This window comes from Actinoallomurus liliacearum, from assembly GCF_039542035.1.
Lineage (GTDB): Bacteria > Actinomycetota > Actinomycetes > Streptosporangiales > Streptosporangiaceae > Actinoallomurus > Actinoallomurus liliacearum.
In genome coordinates this window covers 10,499-34,272 of record NZ_BAABHJ010000002.1, presented here as the reverse complement: position 1 = coordinate 34,272, position 23,774 = coordinate 10,499, and the positions used below count along the sequence as shown (strand labels likewise).

20 protein-coding genes are annotated in these 23,774 nt (G+C 70.6%); 2 read left to right on the top strand and 18 right to left on the bottom strand.

Annotation, left to right across the window (positions count from 1 at the left end):
- Positions 1-267: 267 nt before the first annotated feature.
- Genes ABD978_RS02565 through ABD978_RS02555 form a run of 3 tightly spaced genes read right to left on the bottom strand, consistent with a single transcriptional unit; the run spans position 268 to position 2,545 of the window.
- On the bottom strand, positions 268-1,188 hold the full coding sequence (locus ABD978_RS02565; RefSeq protein WP_345347585.1) for a zinc-binding dehydrogenase: 921 nt from the start codon (positions 1,186-1,188) through the stop codon (positions 268-270).
- A complete protein-coding gene (locus ABD978_RS02560) occupies positions 1,185-1,583 on the bottom strand; it encodes a cupin domain-containing protein (RefSeq protein ID WP_345347582.1) in 399 nt (132 codons plus the stop codon). The genes ABD978_RS02565 and ABD978_RS02560 overlap by 4 nt, the downstream gene beginning before the upstream one ends.
- Positions 1,580-2,545, bottom strand: coding sequence for a branched-chain amino acid transaminase (locus ABD978_RS02555; RefSeq protein WP_345347579.1), 966 nt, complete (start codon positions 2,543-2,545; stop codon positions 1,580-1,582). The genes ABD978_RS02560 and ABD978_RS02555 overlap by 4 nt, the downstream gene beginning before the upstream one ends.
- An 89-nt stretch (positions 2,546-2,634) precedes the next feature.
- Between ABD978_RS02555 and ABD978_RS02550 the strand changes: the two genes are divergently transcribed.
- Positions 2,635-3,543, top strand: a complete 909-nt coding sequence (locus ABD978_RS02550; RefSeq protein ID WP_345347576.1) for a LysR family transcriptional regulator — start codon at positions 2,635-2,637, stop codon at positions 3,541-3,543.
- 307 nt (positions 3,544-3,850) lie between these two features.
- Positions 3,851-7,060, top strand: a complete 3,210-nt coding sequence (gene ileS / locus ABD978_RS02545; RefSeq protein ID WP_345347573.1) for an isoleucine--tRNA ligase — start codon at positions 3,851-3,853, stop codon at positions 7,058-7,060.
- Positions 7,061-7,085: 25 nt separating this feature from the next.
- Here the strand turns inward: ileS and ABD978_RS02540 are convergent, their stop codons facing one another.
- The 15 genes from ABD978_RS02540 to ABD978_RS02470 form a co-directional block, all read right to left on the bottom strand.
- Complete coding sequence (locus ABD978_RS02540) at positions 7,086-8,969, bottom strand: TolB family protein (RefSeq protein WP_345347570.1); 1,884 nt, start codon at positions 8,967-8,969, stop codon at positions 7,086-7,088.
- A gap of 192 nt (positions 8,970-9,161) precedes the next feature.
- Positions 9,162-9,851: an MFS transporter gene (locus ABD978_RS02535; RefSeq protein WP_345347567.1), complete on the bottom strand. Its 690-nt coding sequence runs from the start codon at positions 9,849-9,851 to the stop codon at positions 9,162-9,164.
- A 188-nt stretch (positions 9,852-10,039) separates the two neighbouring features.
- On the bottom strand, positions 10,040-10,711 hold the full coding sequence (locus ABD978_RS02530; protein WP_345347564.1) for a GntR family transcriptional regulator: 672 nt from the start codon (positions 10,709-10,711) through the stop codon (positions 10,040-10,042).
- Positions 10,712-10,825: 114 nt separating this feature from the next.
- Positions 10,826-11,983 (bottom strand): lactonase family protein, encoded by a 1,158-nt coding sequence (locus tag ABD978_RS02525; protein WP_345347561.1) that lies wholly within the window; start codon positions 11,981-11,983, stop codon positions 10,826-10,828.
- 98 nt (positions 11,984-12,081) lie between these two features.
- On the bottom strand, positions 12,082-12,954 hold the full coding sequence (locus ABD978_RS02520) for an ABC transporter permease (RefSeq protein WP_345347558.1): 873 nt from the start codon (positions 12,952-12,954) through the stop codon (positions 12,082-12,084).
- Positions 12,955-12,986: 32 nt separating this feature from the next.
- Positions 12,987-14,027: an ABC transporter substrate-binding protein gene (locus ABD978_RS02515; protein WP_345347555.1), complete on the bottom strand. Its 1,041-nt coding sequence runs from the start codon at positions 14,025-14,027 to the stop codon at positions 12,987-12,989.
- A gap of 16 nt (positions 14,028-14,043) precedes the next feature.
- Complete coding sequence (locus ABD978_RS02510; RefSeq protein ID WP_345347553.1) at positions 14,044-15,630, bottom strand: carboxylesterase/lipase family protein; 1,587 nt, start codon at positions 15,628-15,630, stop codon at positions 14,044-14,046.
- A complete protein-coding gene (locus tag ABD978_RS02505; protein WP_345347550.1) occupies positions 15,630-16,334 on the bottom strand; it encodes a GntR family transcriptional regulator in 705 nt (234 codons plus the stop codon). The genes ABD978_RS02510 and ABD978_RS02505 overlap by 1 nt, the downstream gene beginning before the upstream one ends.
- A 73-nt stretch (positions 16,335-16,407) precedes the next feature.
- On the bottom strand, positions 16,408-17,262 hold the full coding sequence (locus tag ABD978_RS02500) for an amidohydrolase family protein (protein WP_345347547.1): 855 nt from the start codon (positions 17,260-17,262) through the stop codon (positions 16,408-16,410).
- A gap of 17 nt (positions 17,263-17,279) precedes the next feature.
- A complete protein-coding gene (locus ABD978_RS02495) occupies positions 17,280-18,242 on the bottom strand; it encodes a substrate-binding domain-containing protein (protein WP_345347544.1) in 963 nt (320 codons plus the stop codon).
- Between the two features lie 20 nt (positions 18,243-18,262).
- Complete coding sequence (locus ABD978_RS02490; RefSeq protein ID WP_345347541.1) at positions 18,263-19,129, bottom strand: hypothetical protein; 867 nt, start codon at positions 19,127-19,129, stop codon at positions 18,263-18,265.
- An 11-nt stretch (positions 19,130-19,140) separates the two neighbouring features.
- A complete protein-coding gene (locus tag ABD978_RS02485; RefSeq protein WP_345347538.1) occupies positions 19,141-20,277 on the bottom strand; it encodes a DUF3500 domain-containing protein in 1,137 nt (378 codons plus the stop codon).
- On the bottom strand, positions 20,265-21,104 hold the full coding sequence (locus ABD978_RS02480; RefSeq protein ID WP_345347535.1) for a substrate-binding domain-containing protein: 840 nt from the start codon (positions 21,102-21,104) through the stop codon (positions 20,265-20,267). The genes ABD978_RS02485 and ABD978_RS02480 overlap by 13 nt, the downstream gene beginning before the upstream one ends.
- The gene (locus tag ABD978_RS02475; RefSeq protein ID WP_345347532.1) at positions 21,104-22,744 is read right to left on the bottom strand and encodes a thiamine pyrophosphate-binding protein; all 1,641 of its coding nucleotides are present in this window, start codon (positions 22,742-22,744) and stop codon (positions 21,104-21,106) included. Before ABD978_RS02475 ends, ABD978_RS02480 begins: the two co-directional genes overlap by 1 nt.
- Entirely contained in the window at positions 22,741-23,769 is a 1,029-nt protein-coding gene (locus ABD978_RS02470; protein WP_345347529.1) for an amidohydrolase family protein, read from the bottom strand. The genes ABD978_RS02475 and ABD978_RS02470 overlap by 4 nt, the downstream gene beginning before the upstream one ends.
- Positions 23,770-23,774 lie beyond the last annotated feature (5 nt).

The window sequence follows — 23,774 nt, the reverse complement described above, 5'->3', positions numbered from 1 at the left end:
GCCGCCTTGGCGGCCGCTTTCACCACCGCACTGTGGCTGCGTGAATCCACCGACCGCCAAGCGGCCCCGACCCCGTCGCCACCCCGGCCTGACAGTTCGGGTCTCGTTCTGTCCGGGCCCGAAAAGGTTGAACGCCGCTTTCCATTCACTCTTGACGGCGTATTCGGCCCGATCATCTGCTGCGCGACGCTGGGCGCGTTGGCGGTGCCGGCCTCGGCCGCGCCGCCGGCCGAGGGTGACCTCCGGTCTGTTCCGGCGGGTTGGACGTCATGCCGATACCCGTAGCACGGTCTTGCCCGGCAGCCGGCGTGCGCACAGGTCCCTCAACGCCGTCTCCGCCTCCCGCCAGTCGACGACGGTGGCGATCCCGGCCCGCAGCGTACCGAGGGCGTATCGGGCGACCAGGTCGCTGAGATCGTCTGAGGGAGGATCTTCGGCGAGGTCATCGAGCACGAAGTATCCGCGGAGAATCGCCTGTTTGGGGTAGAAGTCGCTGACCGAGAACCGCGTTGTCGCCCGTGCGGAGTTGCCGAAGGACACGATCATTCCGCCGGGGGCGACAAGCGTGAACGCCTGGGCGAGCGAGTCGCCTCCGGCCGACTCGAGGATCAGGTCGAATCCGGGAGTGACGCCGCTCATGCCGACGTAGACGTCGTCGGCGCCCAGCGCGTCGAGCCCGTACGCGCGGTCGGGCCGCCCGACGATGCCGGTGACCTTCGCACCGGCCGCCCGCGCCAGCTGAACGGCGAACCGCCCGACTCCACCGGCCGCGCCCGTCACCAGTACGGTGCGACCGTAAAGGTCGCCGGCGAGCCGGAGCATTCGCAGCGCCGTCAGCGCCGCGGTCGGCAGGGCCGCCGCCTGTTCCCAGGAGACGCCGTTCGGGATGACCGCGAGCTGCCGCACGGGAACCGCGAGGTGTTCGGCCCAGCTCTGCCCGTGTGCGATGCCGAACACGCGGGTGCCGGCGCGCGGTCCGGAACCCGGGGCCGCCTCTTCCCCGATCACGCCGGCGAAGTCCCAGCCCGGCCGCCATCCGGGAACGGCGCCCAGGATCCGGTGCAGTTCGCCGCGGTTGACCGAGACCGCCCGCACATCGACCAGCACCTCGTCCTGGCCCGCGGTGGGCATGGGGACATGGGCGAAGCCGACGAGGTCGGCGTCGCCGGTCGCGACGAGCGCTCTCATGCTTCGGCCGGCCATCGTGGCGATGCCTCCGGCGCGGGCTCAATGGCGTTCCAGTCGTCCCGGACCGGGGAGAATACCTCGATGACGACCGCGCCGTCGGGTCCGGTCTCGACCTCATGCGGGACGTCGGCGAGGATGCGCCAGGTCCCGCCCGGGCCGATGTCGCGTTTCTCGTCGCCCACCCGGAATGTCAGCGATCCGGTGACGCAGATTCCGATCTGCTCGTTCTCGTGCCGGTGCTCGGGCACGACGCCTCCGGGGGGCAGCTCGACCACGGACAGGGTGATGCGGGCGCCCTGGACCACGCGGGCGACCACGCCCGGCCAGATGGGCAACGGCGGGATCGAACCCAGGTCTTTCAGCGCGCTCGTGATTCGCTCGCTCCGCTCGCTCATGTCAACTCCTCGTAGACGGGTGTCGTCCATTCGTGGTGGCGGTGGTCCTCGCGGCGGGCGATCGCCTGAAGGCCGCGCTGCAGCGCCACGGTCGTCTCACCGGGACCGCCGGTGCCGACCGGACGGCCGTCCACCTCGACGACCGGGACGACCACGGCCGCGGTGCCGCAGAGCAGCGCCTCGTCGCAGGCGTACAGCTCCGAGCGTTGGATCCGGCGTTCGGTGACCACGATTCCGAACCGCTCGCCGAGCAGGTCCATGATCTGACGGCGGGTGATGCCCTCAAGGATGTCGTCGGTGACCGGCGGGGTGGCCCACTCGGTTCCGGTGCGGATGAGGATGTTCGAAGTCGTCGCCTCGGCGACGTACCCGTCGCCGGTCAGCAGGATCGCCTCGTCGAAGCCGTTCCTGAGCGCCTCGGACTTCGCGAGAGCCGGGCCGACGTAGCTCCCGATCACCTTGGCGCGGTTCGGCACGGCGACGTCCGAAGCGCGCCGCCAGCTGCTGACCATGCAGCGGACCCCGCGCGGATCGATGTAGTCCCCGGGTACGGGGGTCGCCGCGACGCAGAATCGCGTCCCGGAGTCGTGCATCCGGACCGCGAGTTGCTCACCGGCGAGGAACAGCAGCGGCCGCACGTACGCGTCGCCTCGCACGCCGTTGCGGCGCAGCAGTTCCACCGTGGCCGGCACCGGGTCGGCGACGGCCAGGTCCAGTCCCAGGATGCGGGCGGATCGCCGCATCCGCTCGTAGTGCGCCGCGGCCTCCAGCAGGTACAGCTCCTGGTGTGCCGCGTTCCAGTAGGCGCGGATCCCGTCGAAGGTTCCGGTGCCGTAGGAGACCACGTTCGCGAGCACACTGAGCCGGGCCTCCTCCGCCGGCACGAATGCGCCGTCGACGAAGACCCAGGGGTACGGCGTCCCGAACGCCATGCCTTCCGGTTCCACCAGCTGTTGACTCATGCGTTCCGACCTCCTGCCGCCGGAATCTAGGTCGGGTCGAGAGTTGAGCACAATCGAAGGTTGCTTAAGGAAGGCTTTAGCATTGCCGTATGCTCGACGTCGCGCGGCTCCGGGTGCTCCGTGAGGTGGCCCGGCACGGCTCGCTGACCGGTGCCGCGGCGGCCATGTCGTTCACCGTCTCCGCGGTCTCCCAGCAGATCACCGTGCTGGAGCGGGAGGCGGGCACCCGGCTCCTCGAAAGGCATGCCCGCGGCGTACGGCTCACCGAGGCCGGGTGGGCCCTGATTCGTCACACGGACGTGATCCTCGCCGAACTGCGCGCGGCCGAGACATCGCTGGCCGCGATCGCGCACGGTGTCGGAGGCCGGTTGCGGCTCGGGTCCTTCACGACGGCCAACGCGACGCTGATGCCGCGGGCCGTGCGCGCGTTCCAGCGGCAGTACCCGCAGGTGGAGCTCGAGCTGGTCGAGATCGATACCGACGAGGCGACGGCGGCGGTCGCCGCGCACGAACTGGATCTCGCCCTCGTGTACGAGTTCCCGGTGGTGTCCTCGCGGATCCCGCCGAGCGTCGAGCTCAGTCCGCTGCTCGTGGATCCGCTGCACGTCGCCCTTCCGGCCGACCATCGGCTGGCGTACCGCGAGCACCTCCGTCTCACGGATCTGGCGGAAGACCGGTGGATCCAGGGCGTGCACCACGGTTCGACGATCGACGTCCTGCCGCGTGCCTGCCGGAAGGCCGGGTTCGAACCGCGGATCGCGTTCCGCACCGACGACCAGATGACCGTACGGGGGCTGGTCGCCGCCGGCCTCGGGGTCGCCCTGGCACCGTCTCTCACCCTGCCGGCGATCCCGTCCGACCTCGTCATACGTCCACTGAGCGACCCCGCGCTGACTCGTACGGTCTCGGCGGCCACGCCTGCGGGCCCGTATCGGCTGCCGTCGGCGATGGCCATGATCGACCACCTGCGCCGGGTCGCCGAAGACCTCGGGCTCTGATCGGTTCCCGTGGGGTGGACAGCCGTGCCGCGTATCGGCTATCACTGACTCAGTCAGATATTTAGTTGATTTAGTCAAATATGCATCGATTCGGCGACGAGCTCACGGCCGGCGTCCGCGCGCTCGGCTGGATCTACCGGTCGTTAATGACCGACCTGCGGCTGGCCCTGGACGGCGGCGCGTACTCGGTGACGGAGACCCGGGTGGTCTCCGAACTGGCGCGTCAGGACGCGATCGGCGCGGCGGATCATCGACGCGATGAAGGCGATCCGCGAAGCGATGGAGCACGCACAGAACGGAGGCAGGCATGCCCTTTGAGGCGGTGGAACAGCGACCCGACCTACCTCGTGTCGAGGAACGAGTCCTCGCCCGATGGCAGGAACGCCAGGTGTTCCGCCGCACCCTCGAGCGCACTGTCGGCGGTCCGGTCTTCGTCTGCTACGACGGCCCACCCACGGGCGGCGGGCGACCCGGCATCCACCATGTCGAGGCGCGCGTGTTCAAAGACGTCTTCCCGCGCCATCGCACGATGAAGGGCGCGTTCGTGCCTCGCATGGCGGGCTGGGACTGTCACGGGATCCCGGTCGAGCTGGAGGTCGAAAAGCAGCTCGGGATCGACCAGAAGAGCCAGATCGAGGAGTACGGGGTCGCGGAGTTCAACGCCCGCTGCCGTCAGACCGTCACTCGATACGTCGGTGAGTTCGACCGCCTGACCCGGCGGATCGGCTACTGGGTCGATACCGATGATCCGTACCAGACGATGTCCACCGAGTACATCGAGAGCATCTGGTGGTCGCTCAAGACCCTGTACGACCAGGGACTGATCTACCAGGCGGACCGGGTCGCGCCCTACTGCCCACGCTGCGGCACCGCGCTGTCCGATCACGAGGTCGCCCAGGGATACGCCGAGACCGACGACCCGAGCATTCTCGTGCGCTTCCCCGTGCTCACCGGGCCGCTCGTCGGCGAGGACGCCGACCTTCTGGTCTGGACGACGATGCCGTGGACGCTCGTCCCCGCCACCCTCGCCGTCATCGGCGCGGACTTCCGCTATGTCCTGGCCGCCGGGGGCAGGGCCGGCGACCGGCCGGTGGTCGTGGCCGCCGACCGTGCCGCGACGGTACTCGGCGAGGACGCGCGGGTGATCCGCGACGTGAGCCTCGACGAGCTGGTCGGAGCCCGCTACCGGGCGCCGTTCGACTTCGTCGGCCCCGGCTCGGCCGACGACCCGGACGGCGACCCCGCCTCCTGGCGGTACGTCGTCACCGCCGACTTCGTCAAGGGGGACGAGGGCACCGGCATCGTGCACACCGGGGCCGCTTTCGGCGAGGACGACATGCGCGTCGCCCGCGAGCACGGCGTGCCGGTCGTCAGGCCGGTCGGCCGCGACGGCCGCTTCGACGGTCGGGTGGGCCCGTACGCCGGGATGTTCGTCCGCGATGCCGACGCGCGGATCATCGAGGATCTGCGCGAGGCCGGCCTGCTCCTGCACGCCGGCACGCATCGGCACACCTACCCGTTCTGCCGGCGGTGCGGCACGCCACTGCTGTACTACGCCAAGCCGTCGTGGTACCTCGCCACCAGCCGGATCCGGGATCGGCTGCTGGCCGACAACGCCACGATCGACTGGCGGCCCGCGCACATCCGCGACGGCCGGTACGGCGAATGGCCGGCGGGCAATGTCGACTGGGCGCTCTCCCGCGAGCGTTTCTGGGGTACGCCGCTGCCGCTGTGGCGGTGTGACGAGTGCGCCCACACGATCGCACTGGGCTCGCTCGCAGAACTCGGCGAGCGCGCGGGCAAGGATCTGGCCTGGCTCGATCCGCACCGGCCGTACGTCGATGCGATCACCTTCCCCTGCGAGGCGTGCGTCGACGGCACCATGTGCCGGGTCCCCGAAGTCATCGACGCCTGGTACGACTCCGGGGCGATGCCGTTCGCCCGGTTCGGCTACCCGCACGTGCCCGGCAGCGAAGACCGGTTCGTCCAGTCGTTCCCGGCCGACTTCGTGTGCGAGGCGATCGACCGGCCACGCGGCTGGTTCTCCTCGCTGCAGACGGTCACCACGCTGCTCTTCGACCGCGGCGGCTACCGTCGCGCGCTGAGCCTGGGGCACATCGTGGGCTCCGACGGCCGCGAAATGTCCAAGTCTCTGGGGAACGTCGTCGACCCGTGGGAGCTCATCGACACCTACGGCGCGGATGCCCTCCGCTGGCTGCTGCTCATGGACGGCAACCCGTGGCAGCCGCGGCGAGTCGGCCCGGAGCGGCTGCGCGAGGTCGCCAATCGCGTGCTCCGCACGCTCTGGAACACCTACTACTTCTTCGTCACGTACGCGAACCTCGCGGAATGGACTCCGCAGGAGAGCGGTCCGCCGGTGGCCCGGCGTCCGGTCATGGACCGGTGGATCCTTGCCCGGCTCGCCGAAGTGACCGCGCATGCCGACGCGGCGCTCGCCGACTTCGACGCGACCCGTGCCGGCCGCGGGCTCGCCGTCTTCATCGACGACCTGTCGAACTGGTACGTCCGCTGCGGCCGGACCCGGTTCTCGCGCACCGGCGACCGAACGGACACCGCCGCCGCGTTCGCGACCCTGTACACCTGCCTGACCACCCTCGCGCGGCTGCTCGCGCCGATCACACCCTTCCTGGCCGACGAGCTGCACGAAAACCTGGTCCGCGCCGTTCGCCTCGACGCGCCCGACTCGGTGCACCTGACCGACTACCCGGCACCCGACGAGGGCGCGCGCGACGACGTTCTCTGCGCGGCCATGGCCCTCGCTCGACGTCTCGTCGGCCTGGGCCGCGACGCCCGTGCCAAAGCCGGCGTCCAGGTCCGCCGGCCGCTCCGCCGCGTCCTCGTCACCCTGCCCGACGAGGCACGGGCGCTGCTCCCGCCCGTAGGCGAGGTGATCGCCGCCGAACTCAACGTCAAGGCCGTGGAACTCGGCGACGCTACGGCGGTGGTCCGTTCGCTCAAGCCCGACTTCCGCGCTCTCGGTCCCGCCTTCGGTGGACGCACCGCCGCCGTCGCCACCGCCATCACCGGTGCCGACGCGGGCGAAGCCATCGCCGGCCTGCGCGAACGGGGCCGCTTCACCATCGAGGTGGACGGGGAGGTCCTCACCGTGCAGAGCGAGCACGTCCGGATCGTCGAGGAGGCCCCGAAGGGCTGGCAGATCTCCGCCGACGGGTCGTACGGCATCGCGCTGGACCTGGAAGCCGACCGCGACCTGCACCTCGAAGGTCTCGCCAGGGAGTTCGTCCGGCTGGTCAACGACCTGCGCAAACGCCGGGGGCTTCGGCTCGATGACCGGATCGTGCTGAACGTCTCACCCACCGACGATCCGGCCGCCGATCTCATCGCCATGCTCGACGCGCACCGGGTCACGATCGCTCGTGACGTGCTCGCCGACGCCATCACCACCCACACCGCGGCGCCATCCGCGGACCAGGTCCTCACCATCGGCAATGTGTCGGCCCTGATCACCCTGCGGCGCAGCCGCAGGGTGATCTGAAGGAGAACCGGGCGGCCGTCCGGCGTCACTGAGAGAGCACACTCTGCGGGAGGTAGAGCGGCATCGAGTCCTCCCACTGGCTGTCGGTCAGCAGCTTCTTGTCGGAGCCGTCCGCCCTCATGCTGAAGATCTGGCCGTACGGCTGGAAGGTGTCGTCGTACAGCGCCGCCTCCGCGCGGAAGCCGTACATACCACTGTTGTAGAGGATGCGTCCGTCGTGGTTCCAGACAGCGTGGCCGTCGTTCGCTCCGCTGCTGGTCAGGACCCGCAGGTCACTTCCGTCGGGACGGATGGTGCACACGTCGAAATTGGTCGCGCTCGTCTTGCGGGTGAAGAGGATGAGCCTGCCGTCCGGGGACCAGTCGGGCAGATTGTCGAACTCGTCGGTGAGTACGCGCGTCGCTCCGGTCGTGAGGTTGAGGATGCGCAGGCCCTTGTTCTCCTGGCCCCACACGCGATAGACGATCTCGTTGCCGTCGGCCGAATAACTCGGGAAGCCGGCGTTGGCCGTGCCGTCCGTCAGCGTCTCCCAGGCCGAGCCGTCACTGCGTACCCGCGCCACCACGGCCGTGCTCACCGCTCGTTCCTGGAACCAGCCGCCGAGGCCGAAGGCGATCCATTCACCGTCCGGCGACCAGGCGGGCCGGAAGGCGCCGGCCAGTCCCTTCGCGACGAGTGTCGGGTCGAGGCCCTTGCCGTCGGTGTCGAAGACGACGCGCCGATCCGTACCGTCCGGGCGCAGGGTGACGATCGAGGAATTGCCGAGCTGCTTGTCGGTGATCGCGAGACGACCCTGCCGCGACAGGACGGGGAACACGTCGCAGAAGCGATATTCCCAGTCCGGATCCCAGGTGTAGAGCGAGGTGTCGAGTGGACGCGTCGCGAAGCCGACCTTCTGGTAGATCACCGACTTCCCATCTGGCGTCCAGACCGGCGAGCGCAGCGACCGCTTGACGGATGGCAGAGTGCCCGAGGTGTAGGCCAGGCCCTCGTCGGCGCCGCCCTTGATGAGGTAGCCGATCTCGGTGGCGCTCAGGAACTGCGGCGCGACCTTGAGGTTGGGGCCGGAGGTATGCTCGATGCGCTCGCCGGTCGCCACATCGACCGAGACGATCTGGGATTCGACCTTTCCGATGCCCTCCGGACGATGGGCGAGCCAGGTGCCCTCGGTCGTGATCTCGTAGCAGACGATCCGGCGGCCGTCCGGTGACCACTTCGGCGAGCCGAGGCAGTATCCCTCCCTGGAGGCGACCTGGCGGAACCCGGTGCCGTCGGGCCGGATGATGTAGACGCTGAGCTCCTGTGTGTGCTCCCAGCCGCGGCCGTCGTCATGCCCTCGCCAGACCGTGTTGCGGTCACTGGAGAAGGCGATCCACTGGCCGTCGGGAGACCAGGAGGGCCGGAAGTGACCGTCGGGACCGCTGGGGTCGCCGGCGACGGCGGCGCCGTTGGTCAGGCAGCGCAGCGCGCTGGTGCGCAGGTCGAGCACCCAGATCTGGGCCTTGTGGTCCCCGCGCGTGGAGACGAAGGCCAGTTTGGAACCGTCCGGCGACAGCGCGCCGCAGTCGTCCATCGCCGGACCGGCCACCAGGGGCGTGATGCCCGTTCCGTCGATGCGAGCCCGGTAGAGGCTTGAATTCCCGTCGCCCGTCCGTTCCGACGTGAAGACCAGTGACCTGCCGTCGGCGGCGATTCCGGCGTGATAGTCGAGCCCCGCGCTCGCCAGCAGCTTGCGCTCGTTCGAACCGTCGACGTCGGAGATGTAGAGATCCGATGATGAGGGTCCGATCCGGTTCATCAGCATCACGCCCTTCCGGCCGGTGGCGGCGGCCGCCACGGCGAAGGGCTTGGGCAGCAGGGTGGCGCCGACGGCGGCCGCGCCGGCCGCCAGAAACGTCCGGCGCCTCATACCGGTCTCCATCGCCCCACCGTCTCCTTCCGCTTGAACCACTGAGCTTCCGTTGGCGTACATGACAGGAGGATTGTCCAACAAACAGTGTGGTGAACGTAACAGCGACTCCCATCGATCACAAGAGTTACCACCGAAAAGTTCCCATTCGCCCCAATCGAGCCCGCTGAATTGTTAAACAAAGTAACTGGATCACTGGGCCCGGGTCAGGGCCTTCGGGTCGACCCACACCGGCCCCCATCGCCGCTCGATACGCCCGGCCGTCAGCCGGGAGACGGCGAGCGTCAGGCCGCTGGCCACGAAGAACAGACCGGAGTCGCCGATGCCGCGCCCGAGGGCGTAGGCGGCCATGAAGGTGTTGATCCCGGCGGTACCGAGCATCAGCAGGAACATCACCGACGCCGGCCGCCAGGCGTCCTGGTCGACGATACGGGTCCACAGCGGCCGGGCACTTCGCTCCGCCCGAGCGGCATCCCGGGCACCGCCCCACGGGGCGGCCGTCACCTTCCGGGCATCCACCCTGACGGCAGCGGAGCGCAGCGGGATGCGGAGGAGCACGTTGACGAGGCCGCAGGCGAACGCGACGGCGAACGCCCACCGGTACCCGCAGACGCCGCGCAGTTCCAGCGCCGGCCACGGCCCGAGGAGCTGGGCCGCCGTCTGCTCCACACCCAGGTAGCCGATGCCCTCCGACATCCGGCTTTCCGGGATGAGATCGGTGGTCAGCGTCATCACGGCGGTACCGTTGAGCGCGAACCCGACCCCCTGCAACGCCCGGGCGCCCAGCAGCGCCCAGAGTGGCGGCGTGAGGACGTACAGGCGCGGGAACGTGAAGATGCGTTCCCGCCTCCCGCCCGCCAGAGCCGCCACCCCTGTGTCCACCGCCGTCTCCGCTCCCCTCGCTCACCGGCCCGGCAGGTCCCGTGGCAGGCTGACGCCCTCCGGATAAGTCCGTGTCCGCTCTTCCGCTTGGTGGTGCCGGTCTGATCTCACGGCTCCATCACCGCGCTCGTGCTGCGGGCAGCCCGAAGGAGGACACCGCCGGTGGTGTCGCGGCGGCGGCCGCCCGCCTAGTCCAGCAGCAGTTGCTGCCGCGCCGAACTCACGTGATGGCGCATCGCCGCGACCGCGGCATCCGGATTACGCGTGACGATCGTGAGGAAGATGGCCTGGTGTTCTTCCAGCGAACCGGCGCGCGGGTGCGGGGCGGACATGTTGCGGTACTGACGCATCACCAGGGGGTACAACAGGCCGTCGTACGCGGCGGCCAGCGTCTTCTGGTGAGCCGCCTCCTTCACCTGCTGGTGGAACTCGCGGTTGCCCCGTGAATACGCGACCTGGTCGCCGCGTTCCTGGGCCTCCCGCATCGCCTCCAGCGTGCGGCGCAATCCGGCGATGTCCTCCTCGGTCGCCCGCTCCGCGGCCTTGCCCGCGAGGGCGGCTTCCAGGGTCTCGCGTGCTTCGAGGATGTCCGCCGCCTCCTCGGGCGAGAAGCTCCTCGTCCGCACTCCGCGATTGACCTCGCTGGTGACGTAGCCCTCCTGGACGAGGCGGACCAGCACCGACCGCATCGTGCCGCGAGAGACGTTGAACATGCTGGTCAGATCCGCCTCGGTCAGCCGCGTGTTCGGTTCGATGCTTCCCGACAGCAGCAGCGAGCGCAGCCCCTCATAGGCCTGGCTGTAGCGGGTGGCCGGCGCGCCGGCCTGCTCCTTGACGCCGTTGTCGCTGCCTTGATCCACCTTGCTCGCCTCAGTGCCTCGGTAAATGGACGACCGCGCCGGGCGGTTCGGCCACCTGCATTTTCCTATGGCGGAGAAGCACCCGGATCGCAGGGAATCGCTCCGGCACCGACACTAGCCGTTCCGTCGCCCGAAGGTGAGACAGGCGGGCGCGGGAAAGGAGACCGGGGCGCCGGTGGCGGTGAGGGTGCCCGACCTGCGGTCCACGGCGAAGACCGTGACGGTGTCGCTGGCCTGGTTGGCGGCGAGGAGCCAGTCGCCGCTGCGGTGCAGGGTGAAGGTCCAGGGTTTCAGGCCGCCGCTGGGAACGCGCTGGACGACCGTCAGGAGGCCGGTCCTCGCGTCGACGGCGGACACCACCAAGGTGTTCTCACCCCGGCTGGAGGCGTACACGAAGCGGGCGTCGTGGCTCAGGGCGAGCTCGGCGCCGCTCTTGGTGCCGGTGTAGGCGTCGGTGTCGAGCGCGATGCGCTGGCGCGGGGTCAGAGTGCCGTCGTGCCAGTCGAGGGTCTCCAGGTCGCCCGACAGCTCGTTCAGGAGGTACACCGTCCGGGCGCCGGGGTGGAACAGGACGCGGCGCGGGCCGGAGCCGGGGGCGGTCGCGTACGACCTGGTGCCCGGGGTGATGACGCCCGTCGAGCGGTCGAAGCCGTGGATGAGGACGCGGTCGGCGCCGAAGTCGGCGACCAGGGCGTGGCGACCGCTCGGGTCGATCGTCACGTCGTGGACGTGGGGGCCGTTCTGGCGGGGGTTCGGGCCGCTGCCGGTGTCCCTCACCACCGAGACCGGCCGTCCCGGAACGCCCTTCGACAGCGGCAGCGAGGCGGCCAGGCCCGCCTCGAAGTTGGCGACCAGCAGCGTGTGCGACCGCTCGTCCACGGCGAGGTAGGAGATGCCGCCGCCGGCCGTGCCGCCCTCGTCGGTGTGGATGGGGGCGCCGGTCCGGGTCAGGGCGCCGGTCGCCCGGTCGATGGCGTAGGTGTAGACGATGCCGCCGTCCTCGCTGCTGCCGACGTACAGCACGGGCTTCACCGGGTGCGGCGCGGTCCAGTTGGACGGGGCGTCGCCGACCGGGCCGAGCGAGGTCAGAGTGCCGGTGCCCGCGTCGAAGCGGGCGCCGTGGATCTGGGTGCCCTTCCACGGGCTGACGAAGAGGAGGTCGCCCCGGGGAGTGGCGGCCCGGGCGGCCGGGACACCGGCCAGCAGCGGCGCCGCGGTGGTCGCCGCCATCGCGCCCAGGACGTTCCGGCGGGACAGGTATGAGTCGGACATGACGAGACTCCCAGCTGCGGCCTGCCGGCCGCGAGATACGACAGTGGTGGTCCTTGTGAGCGGGCCGATCGGGGCGGCCCGCTCACAGGCCCGCGTGCTCAAGGCGTGTCCGTCCCCCTGGCCCTTCCGTTCGCGCGACGGGCGAGGCCGAGCTTCTTCAGGGCGAATCTGTCCAGCCAGGTCAGGATGCCGTTGAGGATGAGCGTCATCACGACGAGGACGATCAGGCCGGCGAACTCGGCCGGCGCGTCGAGGTTGTTGGCGGACATGAACAGCTCGTGGCCGACCCCGTTCGCCGACGCGATGAACTCGGCGCCGATGACGCCGAGGATGGCGAGCGGCCCGCTGGTCTTCAGCGCCGCGAAGAACGGCGCCGCCAGCGTGGGAATCGTCACGTAGCTGAGCACATGATGCCTGCGGCCGCCCATCACCTGGACGATCTCGACGAGCTCGCGCTCCCGCAATCGCAGGCCGAGGTAGACGTTGTAGAACACCACGAACGCCACCCCGGCCACCGCGATGGCGATCTTGGACCAGATACCGATGCCGAAGAACAGCAGGAAGAGCGGGGCGAGAGCGATCTTGGGAATGCCGTTGATCGCGGCGATCAGCGGCTCCAGGACCTGCCCGGCGATACGGAAGGAGCCGAGCACCAGGCCCGTCACCGTCCCCAGTGCCACCCCGATGCCGAAGCCGCCCAGGACCTCGATGGACGTCGTCTTGATGTCGGTCCAGCCCTGCGCGGATCCCAGCAGCTTCACCAGGGCGTGGACCACGTCCGTCGGCTTGCTGATCGCGTACTCCGGAAGGACCGGCCCGCTCAGCAGCTGCCAGAGGATGACGGCAACGATGATCACCGCGACCCGCAGCAGCACGACCGTGGCCCTGCCTCGCCACCGTTCGCCCTGCCGCCGGGGCTGCGTCGCCGCCTCGGTCGTGCGCTCCGCCGCGCTGCTGGTCGCAGTCACCATGGTCTACTCCTCCTCTTCCGTGTCGGGCAGCGTCACTTCAGGTACTTGTCGGTCCAGTTGTCCGGCGAGATCTCAACGCCGCCCGGGATGGTGCCGAGCGAGTTGAGGAACGCCACCGTGTGGTTCCAGTCGGAGTCGTTCATCGCGCCGGTGGCGGGCCAGTCGACCAGTTCGAGACTGCTCTTGATGACGTCCGCGGGCACGCCCGACAGCGTCTGCTGCGCGACGCGCACGGTCGTCGCGTCACCGGGATGGGTGTTCATGTAGTTGGTCGCGTCCTGGACGGCGGCGACGAACTTCTTGACGGTGTCGGCGTTCCGCCCGGCGTAGTCCTTCTTCACCGTGGTGAACAGGCCGTATCCGGCCGCCTTCGCCGACCACTGCGGGACCTTCACGGGGTCGGCCACGACGATGCCGTCACCGGCCGCCTGGATCTGGAGGGGCAGCGGTTCGGACGTGATGAACCAGTCGATCTGGCCGTTGTTGAGCGCGGCCTTGTCGGCGGCCGGGCTCGGCAGCGAGACCCAGGGCAGCTTGCCGGGGTCGACGCCGTACGCCTTGAGGAAGATGCCCGCCTCCGCCTTGGTGTTGGGCGAGCTGAAGCCCGGTTTGGACCCGGCGAGCGCCTTGGCGACCTGGTCGGCCGGCGTCTGCGCGGTGAGCCCCTTCGCCTTGGCGAACTTCGTGCTGACGACCAGGCCCAGCGGGTTGCCGAGGCCGACCGCGGAGACCGCCTCCACCGGCAGCTTCTTGTTCAGTGCGGAGAACAGGTCGTTCGGACTGGTGATGAGGAACTGCACCGATCCGGACTGGAGTGCCGAGATGCCGGTCGCCGAGGTCAGCTGCACGTATTTGACCTTGATGCCGCGCTTGGTGAAGTAGCCCTGCGCGTCGGCCAGCTTCACCGGGGTGTCGAAGATGTTGCCGCCGACCCCGACGGTGACGGTGTTCCCGGAGCCCGACGCCGAGCCGCCGCACGCGGTGAGCGGCGAGGCCCCGAGCGCGACCGCGGCGGTCAGTGCGAGGAATCCGCGCCGGCGCGCGGTGGGCGGGACGGAGGTGGTGTTCTTCATCGGGGGTCGTCTCCTGTCACCATGCTTGCTGGGTCTGGAAGAAGCGCTTCCAGAACGCGAGTCGGGGCTGTTCGGCGACCGGGATGAGGCCGAATCCGGCGCCGACCTCCATCACCGCCGCCGAGTCCGGCGCGTAGGCCGGCCAGTGCGGCACTTCGGGGCCGTTCGGGTCGCCGGAGGCGACGAAGTTGGCCCAGTAGGTGGACATGGTCTCCGCGATCTCACGGTCCTCGGCGGTCCACGCGGCCGCCTCCGGATCGAGGTTGCCGAAGACGAAGTCGATCTCGGAGCCGTGCGAGGCGCGCCGGAGGTTCTGGCCGTGCGCGGGCGACCGGTGCGTCCAGAAGTAGGTGTGGACGGGACGGGTCGTACGCCGAGTCCAGTCCGCCGCCCACAGGGAAGTGGAGATACGCGCGTTGTCGCGGACCGCCGCGTTGCTCGCCCGCGCGGCCTCGTCGTCGGTCGTGGCCGGGTACAGGGCGAGGAACTCCTCCGCCAGCGGGCCGAACTTCTCGCGCGCCGCCGCGACGAAGTCGTCCAGGGTCACGTGCACCGGCGGCATGCCCGGCCGCCGGCCCTTCCGGCCCGCCGAGCGGTACGCCGCGAACGCCTCTTCGGGGACGGCGCCGCTCTCGTCGAGGTTGTTGCCGGCGAGGTAGTGGACGTCGTTCTGCAGCCCCTCGGCGTACGTCTCGTCGTAGCCGGCGGGGATCACCCAGCCGTCCACGACCGGGCGGAACAACGGCGGCTTGCCGGAACTGCCGGTGTGCACGGCGGTGTCCACGACGTCGCCGCCCATGAGCTTCTGCCACGGCAGCTCGCGCAGCCTGGCGAGGTCCCTGGTGCCGCGCTCCGCCACGTAGGCGGCACCCGCCCGCTCGGCGTCCCGCAGCGTCCGGTAGGAGGTCGCGAGGTAGCGCAACTCGGGGTCGCGGGAGGAGCGGGCGTGGCTCTGCGCGATCGCACGGTGGAACAGGCCATTGGCCAGCGGCGACATCGCCAGGAAGTTGACCGATCCGGCGCCCGCCGACTGCCCGGCGATCGTCACGCGGTCCGGGTCGCCGCCGAACGCCGCGATGTTGCGCTGAACCCACTCGAGTACGGCGATGCCGTCGAGCAGCCCGTAGTTGCCGGATGCACCGTGCCCGGACTCCTCGCTGAGTTCGGGGGTGGCGAGGAAACCGAACGCGCCGAGCCGGTAGTTGAAGGTGACGACGACCAGGCCCTTGCGCGCCAGGTTCTCGCCGTCGTAGCGGGGGCTCGCGCCGGTGCCGAGCCGGAAGCCGCCGCCATAGATCCACACCAGCACCGGCCGTTTCTCGGGGGGGGACGTGGCCCCGGTCCACACGTTGAGGCTGAGGCAGTCCTCGCTCATCGGCAGGTCGAGGCCGACCAGTTCGCCGCTGGGAGGCTGCGGGCAGACCGGGCCGAAGGCGTGCGCCTCGCGGACGCCCTCCCACGGCTCGGCCGGCCGCGGCGGCCGCCAGCGCAGGTCCCCGACGGGGGGAGCCGCGTAGGGGATACCGCGGAAGACTGTCACCGACCGGTCCCGGCCCTGGATTCCCGCCACCAGGCCCGAGTCGGTCGCCACCGGATTTCGCATCACGTCACTTTCGGGTCGTCGGTCGATTCACGGGTCTGGAGCAGCAGCGCGCGCCGGGCCGAGGCGACGTGGTGGCGCATCGCGGCGACGGCCGCGTCCGGGTTACGGGTGACGATCGCCATGAGGATCGCCTGGTGCTCCTCGAGCGACCCGCCGCGCGGGTGCCGCGCGGACAGGTTGCGGTACTGCCGCATCACGAGCGGGTAGAGCAGGGTGTCGTACGCCCTGGCCAGCGTCTGCGCGTGGGCGGCCTCCTTCACCTGCTGGTGGAATCGGCGGTTGCACTGCGAGTAGGCCGCCTGGTCACCGCGGGCCTTGCAGTCCGCCATCTCCTCGAGGGTGCGGCGCAGCGCGCCGACCTCCTCGTCGGTGGCCCGCTCGGCGGCCTTGCCGGCCAGGGCGGACTCCAGCGTCTCGCGCGCTTCGAGGATGTCGAGGGCCTCCTCGGCGGAGAAGCTGCGCGTGCGCACGCCCCGGTTGACCTCGCTGGTGACGAAGCCCTCCTGCGCCAGCCGGACCAGGACCGCCCGCATCGTGCTGCGCGAGACGTTGAACATCCGGGTCAGGTCGGCCTCGGTCAGCCGCGTGCCCGGCGCGACGCTGCCGGAGAGCAGGAGCGAACGCAGGCCCTCGTAGGCGTGGTCCTGCCGGGTCTGCGAGTTCCGGCCCGGATCGGCCCCGTCGTCGTATGCGCTGGAATCCATCGTGATCATCCATCTGTCTCGGCGAGCCGGCCACCGCCGGCTCAGTACCGCCGGAGAGGCCCCTACGGCGGAGTCAGGCCTTCGCGAGTCCCGGGTACAGGCGGCGCGCCGTGCCGGCGAAGATCTCCGCGCGATCGTGCTCGGGCAGGGCCGCGAGGACGTCCTCGGCGAGTTTCAGCAGCTCCGGCAGCGACTGCTCGGCGGCCGGGCAGTTCGACCCCCACGCGATCCGGCCCGCGCCGAAGGCGCCGATGACCGGCTGGAGGAAGTCGGCGGCCCGCTCCCCCACGTCCCGCAGGCGCTCCAGGTTGCGGTGCGTCAGCTTCAGGTGGAGGCGCTCGTGCCGGGCCAGCGCCGCGACCTCCTCCCCCGCCTTGGCGGGCGAGGCGGCGATGTCGGGGTAGCCGATGTGGTCGAGCAGGACCCGGACGCCGGGGAACCGGTCCAGGACCTCCTCCGCCTGCGCGGTCGCCGGACCGAGCCGCATCTGGAGGCAGACGGGGACGTCCAGCTCCTGTGCCCGCTCCCAGAAGGCGTACGACTCGGGGGCGGCGAACCACTCCCCCTGGGTCTGCATCGTGCTGCCGGTCGTGAACAGCCGCACGCCGGAGAGCCCACCGGCGCCGACGGCCTCGGCCAGCGCCGCGGCGGCGCCGGGCCGCAGCGGGTCGAACGTGCCGACCGCGACGAACCGCCCCGGTTCCTTTCGCGTGCTGTCCAGGACGTAGGAGTTGTCGTAGCCGTAGGCCGTGGTGGCCTGTACGAGGACGGACTGGGCGATGCCGGTCTCGTCCATGCGGGCCGCCATGCCCTCGGCGTCCACCGGCCGGGTCGCGGCCCAGGTGGACTGCTTCCCGCCGAGCGGCGCCCGGGGGTAGGCGTCCAGGTCGGCGGAGATGATGTGGCAGTGCGCGTCGACGACGTCCACGTTCGTGTCCTTTCGGGTCAGGCGTCCGGGTAGTCGCCGGCGGCGAAGAGCGCCTTCGGGTCGGCGGGGAAGTCGGCGTCGAGCAGGCCCTGCTCGCGGGAGTAGCGGACGAGCGCGGCAAGGGTCGGCTCGTTGCGGGCGATGCCGTACGGAACCGGGTCGCCGCCGACCTGGGCCGCCTGCTTCGCGAAGCGCTTCTGCGCCGACCAGTCCGGGTCGGCGGCGACCTGCCGCCGCTTGGCGTCGGCCAGCGCCGCGTACAGCTTCGTGGGCAGCTCCGGGTCGCGCTCGACGAGTTCGGTGCGCAGCGCCACGACCGAGTGCAGGGGGTAGATCCCGGTGCGGAGGTAGTGGTCGACGCCCAGGACCTCGGCGTCGGGGAACAGCGGGTAGGGGCCGTCGTCGCCGGCGGCGGGCTCGGCGGCGGTCCAGCCCGCACGGGGAGTGCCCGCCCGGCCCGTCCCGGCGTTGCCGGTGAACGCGGCGTCGAGTTCGCCGGTCCGCAGCAGTTCGCCGAGCGAGCGGCCGTCGGTGACCCGCTGCACGTTGGCGGGGGCGCGGCCCTCGATGTGGTCCTCGTCGTCGACCACCCAGGTGATCGCTCCGACGTTGACGCCGTACTCCTCGGCGAGGATGCCGCGCACCCACACGCCCGTGCTCACCGTGTACGCCCGGACGCCGACGCGGCGGCCCTCCAGGTCGCGCGGCACGCGGATGCCGCTGCGCACGGCGCACTGCACGTCGCCGTGGTGGAACCGCCGGTTGAGGAACACCGGGACGGCGGTGAGCGGCACGCCGGCCTGCACCGCCATGAGGTACGACACCGGGGCCAGCTCGCACACGTCGAACTCCAGGTCACGGATCATCCGCCGGTAGGCGCCGATGATCGGGCGGACCTCGACCGGCTCGACCTGGTAGCCCGCCACGTCGAGACCGTTCGCGTGCGGGTAGTCGCCGAAGGCGACCGTCAGCTTGTCCATCGGAATCCTCTCTGAGAAGGTCAGCCGCCGAGCCGGGCCGCAGGCACGCCGAGGGCCGCGCAGGACGCCGCCACCAGCTCGTCGAACTCCACCGGCCGGGGCAGCACGCCCTGATCCAGCGCGTACGCCGCCGCCCGAGAGATCGGGCCGCGCAGTGCCGCGAAACCGACCGGGTTCAGGTCCACCGGCCCGGTGTCCCGCGGGCCGGACTCGACGACCTCGCGCATCGCGTCGTACGCCGCGCAGACGGCGGCGGAGTGCTCCCGCGCCGCCTGCTCGGTCACACCCAGCACGTGGTTGACCGGGGCGAAGCCGTTGGCCCGCGACCACTCGGCGGCGACCTCGTGCGCGTCGGCGATCGCGGTGCGGATCCGGTCGTCGGCGGGGAGCTCGTTGCCCATGATCCCGAAGTCGAGACGTCGCTCCAGGAAGTCGGCCTGCAGCTTCGCCCCCTCCGGGGCCCGCGTCACGAAGTCGGGGTCCCGCGCGCCTTCGACGTGGGCGCCCTCGTAGGTCACCCAGCGGACCTCGCGCAGGTCCACGCCGTACTGCTCGGTCAGGAAGCCGCGCATCCACACGCCGGTGGTCTGGCTCCACGACCGGACGCCGACGCTGTGGCCTTCGACGTCGCCCGCCGTCAGCCCACCGATCGTCACCAGCGTCTGGTGCTGGAACCGGCCCAGCGTGGTGACCGGCAACAGCACGACCGGCCTGCCGTACGCGACCGCCTGGAGCAACGTCACGATCGCCAGCTCGGCCAGGTCCACCGCCTGGTCGTTGACGAAGTCCTTCGACGCCTTATGGACCGGCTTCACGTTGAGCCGCTCGGCGCCGGTGGCCTCGACAGCGGCTCGTGCCAGGTCGTCACGTCCGATGACGAGTTTCAATGCGATGCCTCTCAATGCCGGTGGAACCGCTCGTGGTGCTGCCGCAGCAGGTCGGCGCCGTAGTCGTTGCCGTTCGGGGTGCGCACGACGGTGTGGATGTGGCGCCGTGTCGGCTCGTCGTTGTCGAACATCACGCCCCACTGATGCTCGAACTCGACGAGGAGCACGGGGCTGTGCAGCCGGTAGTAGAAGACGTCCTCGGGGTCACCGGCCCACGCGAAGAAGGTCTGGTGCTCCAGGACCTCGGCCAGGCGCAGGTCCGCGTGGCCCTCGCCCGCCCGGCCGACGTAGAGGCCCAGCAGGTCGGCGGCGGTCTCCCGCTGCCCGCTCGTCAGCTCGCCGAGCGGCAGGCCCGCGTAGTCCAGCTCCCAGTTGTCGCGGAACGCCCCGGCGTACAGGCCGCGCGGCAGCTCGTCGGCGATGACCGCGCGGTCCTGCTGGGCGCCGGTGAGGTGCGTGAACAGCGCGCGGCCCAGGGCCTCCTCACGGCGGAGCGCGGCCGTGCCGGCGTACTTCCCGGCGTCGGCGATCACCGGCTCGGCACCGAGGAAGGTCGGGGTGAGGACCATCTGGTCACCGACGAAGACGCAGTTGACGTTCACGTGGTGGCCGTCGAGCTGCCAGCCCCAAGGACCGCCGTGCTCCGGCTCGCCATAGACGCTGAACCAGTACATCCACTCGTTGAGCAGGTGCTCCTCGCCGCGCAGCTCGCCGACCGTGAGGTTGAGGTGCATGATGTCGACGACCTGCTGGTAGCCGTACGGGCTGAGGCTGCGGCGCAGGATCGCCAGGATCGCGCGACGCCTGGCCTCGTCCAGGTCGGCCATGCACAGGCCGTGGCGCAGGAAGTAGCGGGCGCCGTTCGCCCAGTGCCGCCACGTCACGTCGTCCATCGGGAGCCGGCCCTCGGCCAGTTCCGCGGTCGTGAGCAGCGCCAGGTAGTCCTCGGCGGCCTTACGCTGTGGCTCCACGTCGAGGCCGGTGGCGCACAGCGGGAACAGACCCCGCTGAATCCCGTCCGACGTCGCCACGCCGCGGAACGGCTCGGCGGCGGCCTCGCGGCGCCACGCCACCTTCTCCAGCAGTTCGGGTGTCCACTCCTCCGGCTCGCGCGTGTAGGCGCCGGTGCGATGCCTCAGTCCGACCATCGGGCCGCTCCTCTCTCGATCTCGGCGACGTCGACCGCCGTGCGGATCAGGTCCTGCTCGAGGGCGTACCGGCCGCCGATCTCCAGGGCCTTCGCGAGCTGCTCGCTCCAGCCGGCGGCCACGGGAGGCTCGGCGCCCGCGGTCGCCGCCTTCAGCGCGGCGTAGAGCGCGTCCACCGCCCCCGGGTCCTCCTCGAGCACGGCGTTCCGCACGACGACCACGTGGTTGACGGGGACGGTGCCGTGGCGTTCCACCCAGGCGCGGCCGGCCGCCTCGGCGTCCTCGATCAGCGGAACGAGGCCCTCGCCCTGGCCGCCGACGGCGCGCGGGCCGAGCACGGCGGCCGCGACGTCGCCCGCCTGCAGCAGGTCCACGACGGTCCCCGCGGCCGACCGCTCGACGTACGGCGGTTCGGTATACCGCGCGACGTGCGGTTCCTCGGTGGTGACCCAGGTGACGTCGGCGGCGTTCACGCCGTACTCCTCGCGCAGGAGGCCGCGCACCCACAGGCCGGTGGTCTGGCTGTAGGAGCGGACGCCGACGCGGCGGCTCCGGAGGTCGTCCGGCGTGAGCGGCGGCGCGTCCGGGAGGCGGGTCAGCGAGCGATGGTGGGTGCCGCCGATCATGACAACCGGCAGCAGCGTCACCGGCACACCGTTGTCCCTGGCCTGGAGGTACGTCGCCAGGGCCAGCTCGCACACGTCGAACTCCAGCGTGCGGACCATCCTGGCGAAGGCGCCGTACAGCGGCTTGACCTCGACGAACTCGTGGTCGGGGAGGTCCTTCACGGCGCGGCTGTGGGAGTAGTCGCCCAGAACGACCTTCATCACACGTCCTCGCCGTACCAGAGGCGCCGGTAGGGGACGCTCAGCACGTCGCGGGTGATGCGGACGTCGATGACGAACGGGCGCGGGTTCGCGACGTACGCCGCGACGGCGGCCTCCAGCTCGGCGGCGTTTCGTACGGTGGCGCCGCCACCGCCGAGGGCCTCCGCGACCCGGCCCAGTTCGGGGTTCGGGATGACGGCCAGATCCTTGGTGAGGCCCTTGGCGCCCAGTTTGTGGTACTCGGCCCCGAGGCCCTCGTCGTTCATGACCACGACCAGCAGCGGCAGGTCGTAGCGGCAGGCCGTCTCGAACTCCGACAGGTGCATCAGGAAGCTCGCGTCACCCTCGACCACGAAGGCGGCCCTTCCGGTGGCGACGATCTGGCCGATGGTCAGCAGCGGGGCCTGCCCGATCGCACCGAACATGCCGTAGTTGGACGTCACCTGACGGGACCGTTGGAAGAGCATCGTGCCGAAGTCGGTCTGGTGGCCGCTGCCGAGCACCAGGTCGAACTCGCCGGGCATGGCCGCGTCGAGGACCTTGATGGCCTCGCGGGGGTCGATCCTTCCGGGCTCGCACACGTAGTCGATCGGGGCCGTGAGCCAGTCGGTCAGCCGGCTCCGGGTCTCGGCGGTGTGGAAGCCCTCCACGCGGGTCGCGCCGAGGACCCGGTTGAGCTCGGTGACCGCGGTGACCGCGTCGGCCTGGATGTAGCAGTCGGCGACCCGGCCGTTGCCCATGACCACGTTCGGCGCGGAGTCGATCTGCACGTAGCGGGCCTCGGGGTAGAGGTAGCCGTGCTCGGTCGTGTAGTGGTTCAGGCTCGCGCCGACCGCGATCACGCAGTCGGCCTCTTGGAGCAGCTCTTGCGCGGGCCTGCTACCGAACAGCCCGGACAGCCCGACGTGGAACTCGGTGCGGTCGCACAGCCAGTTCTTCGCCTGGAGCGTGGTGGCGAGCAGCGCGCCGGTCCTGGCCTGGAGCGCGAGGATCTCCTCGCCGGCTCCGGCGCGGCGAGCGCCCCGGCCGGCGATGATGACGACGCGCTTGCTACTCTCGATCAGTGCGCGGGCGGCCTCGACGCGGGCCGGGTCGGGCAGTGGCCGGGACTGCGGGATCAGCGCGTGCGACGGAATGTAGTCGCCCGGCTCGTACTCCCGGACCTGCACGTCCATCGGGGCGCTCAGCATGACCGGCCGGTTCTCGGTGCGGGCCAGGTAGAAGGCGCGCTGCACGGCCTCCTCGGCCTGGTCGGCCGTTGACAGGTGGACGAAGCCGCACTCGATCGCGGCGGCGAACCGGCGCTGGTCGAGGTACTGCACGGCGCCCTCGTCGCCCCACGCGGTCTCGCCGCAGAACGCGACCAGCGGGGTCCCGGCCCGGCTCGCGCACAGCATCGAGGTGGCGAGCTGGGAGACACCGGGACCGCTGGTGGTCGTGACGACGCCGGGCCGTCCCGACGCCCGCGCCCAGCCGTCGGCCATGCCGAGACCGGAGCCCTCGTGCCGCACCTCGTAGAGGCGTACGCCGCGATGGGCGAGCGCGTCCATCCAGTGCATGTTGGCGTCGCCCATCATGCCGAAGACGTCGGTCGTGCCCTCCTTGACGAACGCCTCGGCGAGCGCCTCATAGGCCTTCACTCGGTAACCCCCCTGGACTTCAGCCGGCTGAACACCCGCCGCGCGTTGCCGCCGTACACCGCTCGGCGGTCCTCATCGGTCATGTCGATGCCGTCGAGCAGGAACTTGACGTCGTCGAAGTTGCGGCCGGTCTCGGGGTCCACGCCGCGGACGGCGCCGATCATCTCCGAGGCGAACAGCACGTTCTTCGCCGGAACGACGTCGAGCAGCAGCTCCAGGCCGCGGCGGTGGTAAACGCAGGTGTCGAAGAAGACGTTGTCGAGCACCGCCTCCTCCAGCGGCGGCCGCCCGCGGTCCTGCAGGAACCCCCGGTAGCGCCCCCAGTGGTAGGGCACCGCGCCGCCGCCGTGCGGGATCACGAAGCGCAGCTCGGGGAAGTCCTTGAAGAGGTCCGACGTGCACAGCTGCATGAAGGCTGCGGTGTCACCGGCGAGGTAGTGCGCGCAGGTGCCCTGCAGCGCGTCGTTGCGCGACATCGCCACGTGGATCATGGCGGGAACGTCGAGCTCGACCATCTTCTCGTAGAGCGGGTAGTAGACCTTGTCGGTCAGCGGCGGCGCCTGGTAGAAGCCGTCCGACGGGTCCGGGTTGAGCAGGCAGCCGACGAAGCCGAGCTCTTCGACGCAGCGCTCCAGTTCCTCGGCCGCGTTGCGGATCGAGGTGGCGAGCGCGTCGCCCGGGGACTGCGGAAGCTGGCAGACGCCCGCGAACCGGTCGGGGAAGAGCCCGCAGACCCGGCCGATCAGGTCGTTGGCGACCCGGGACCAGTCCAGGCTGGTGCGCTCGTCGCCGTAGTGGTGGGCCATCTTGCCGGCACCCGGGGAGAAGATCGTGACGTCGGTGCCGCGCTCGAGCTGCAGCTTGAGCTGGCCGTCCTCGATCGCCGCGCGAATCTCCTCGTCGGTGATCTCCAGCTCGTCCGGGCCGACCCGGACGCCCTCGTCGTACGCCTTGATCTGCCTCTCGCGCCACTCGCCGAGGGCCTTCGGCGCGGTGGTGAAGTGGCCGTGACAGTCGATGATCATCGAAT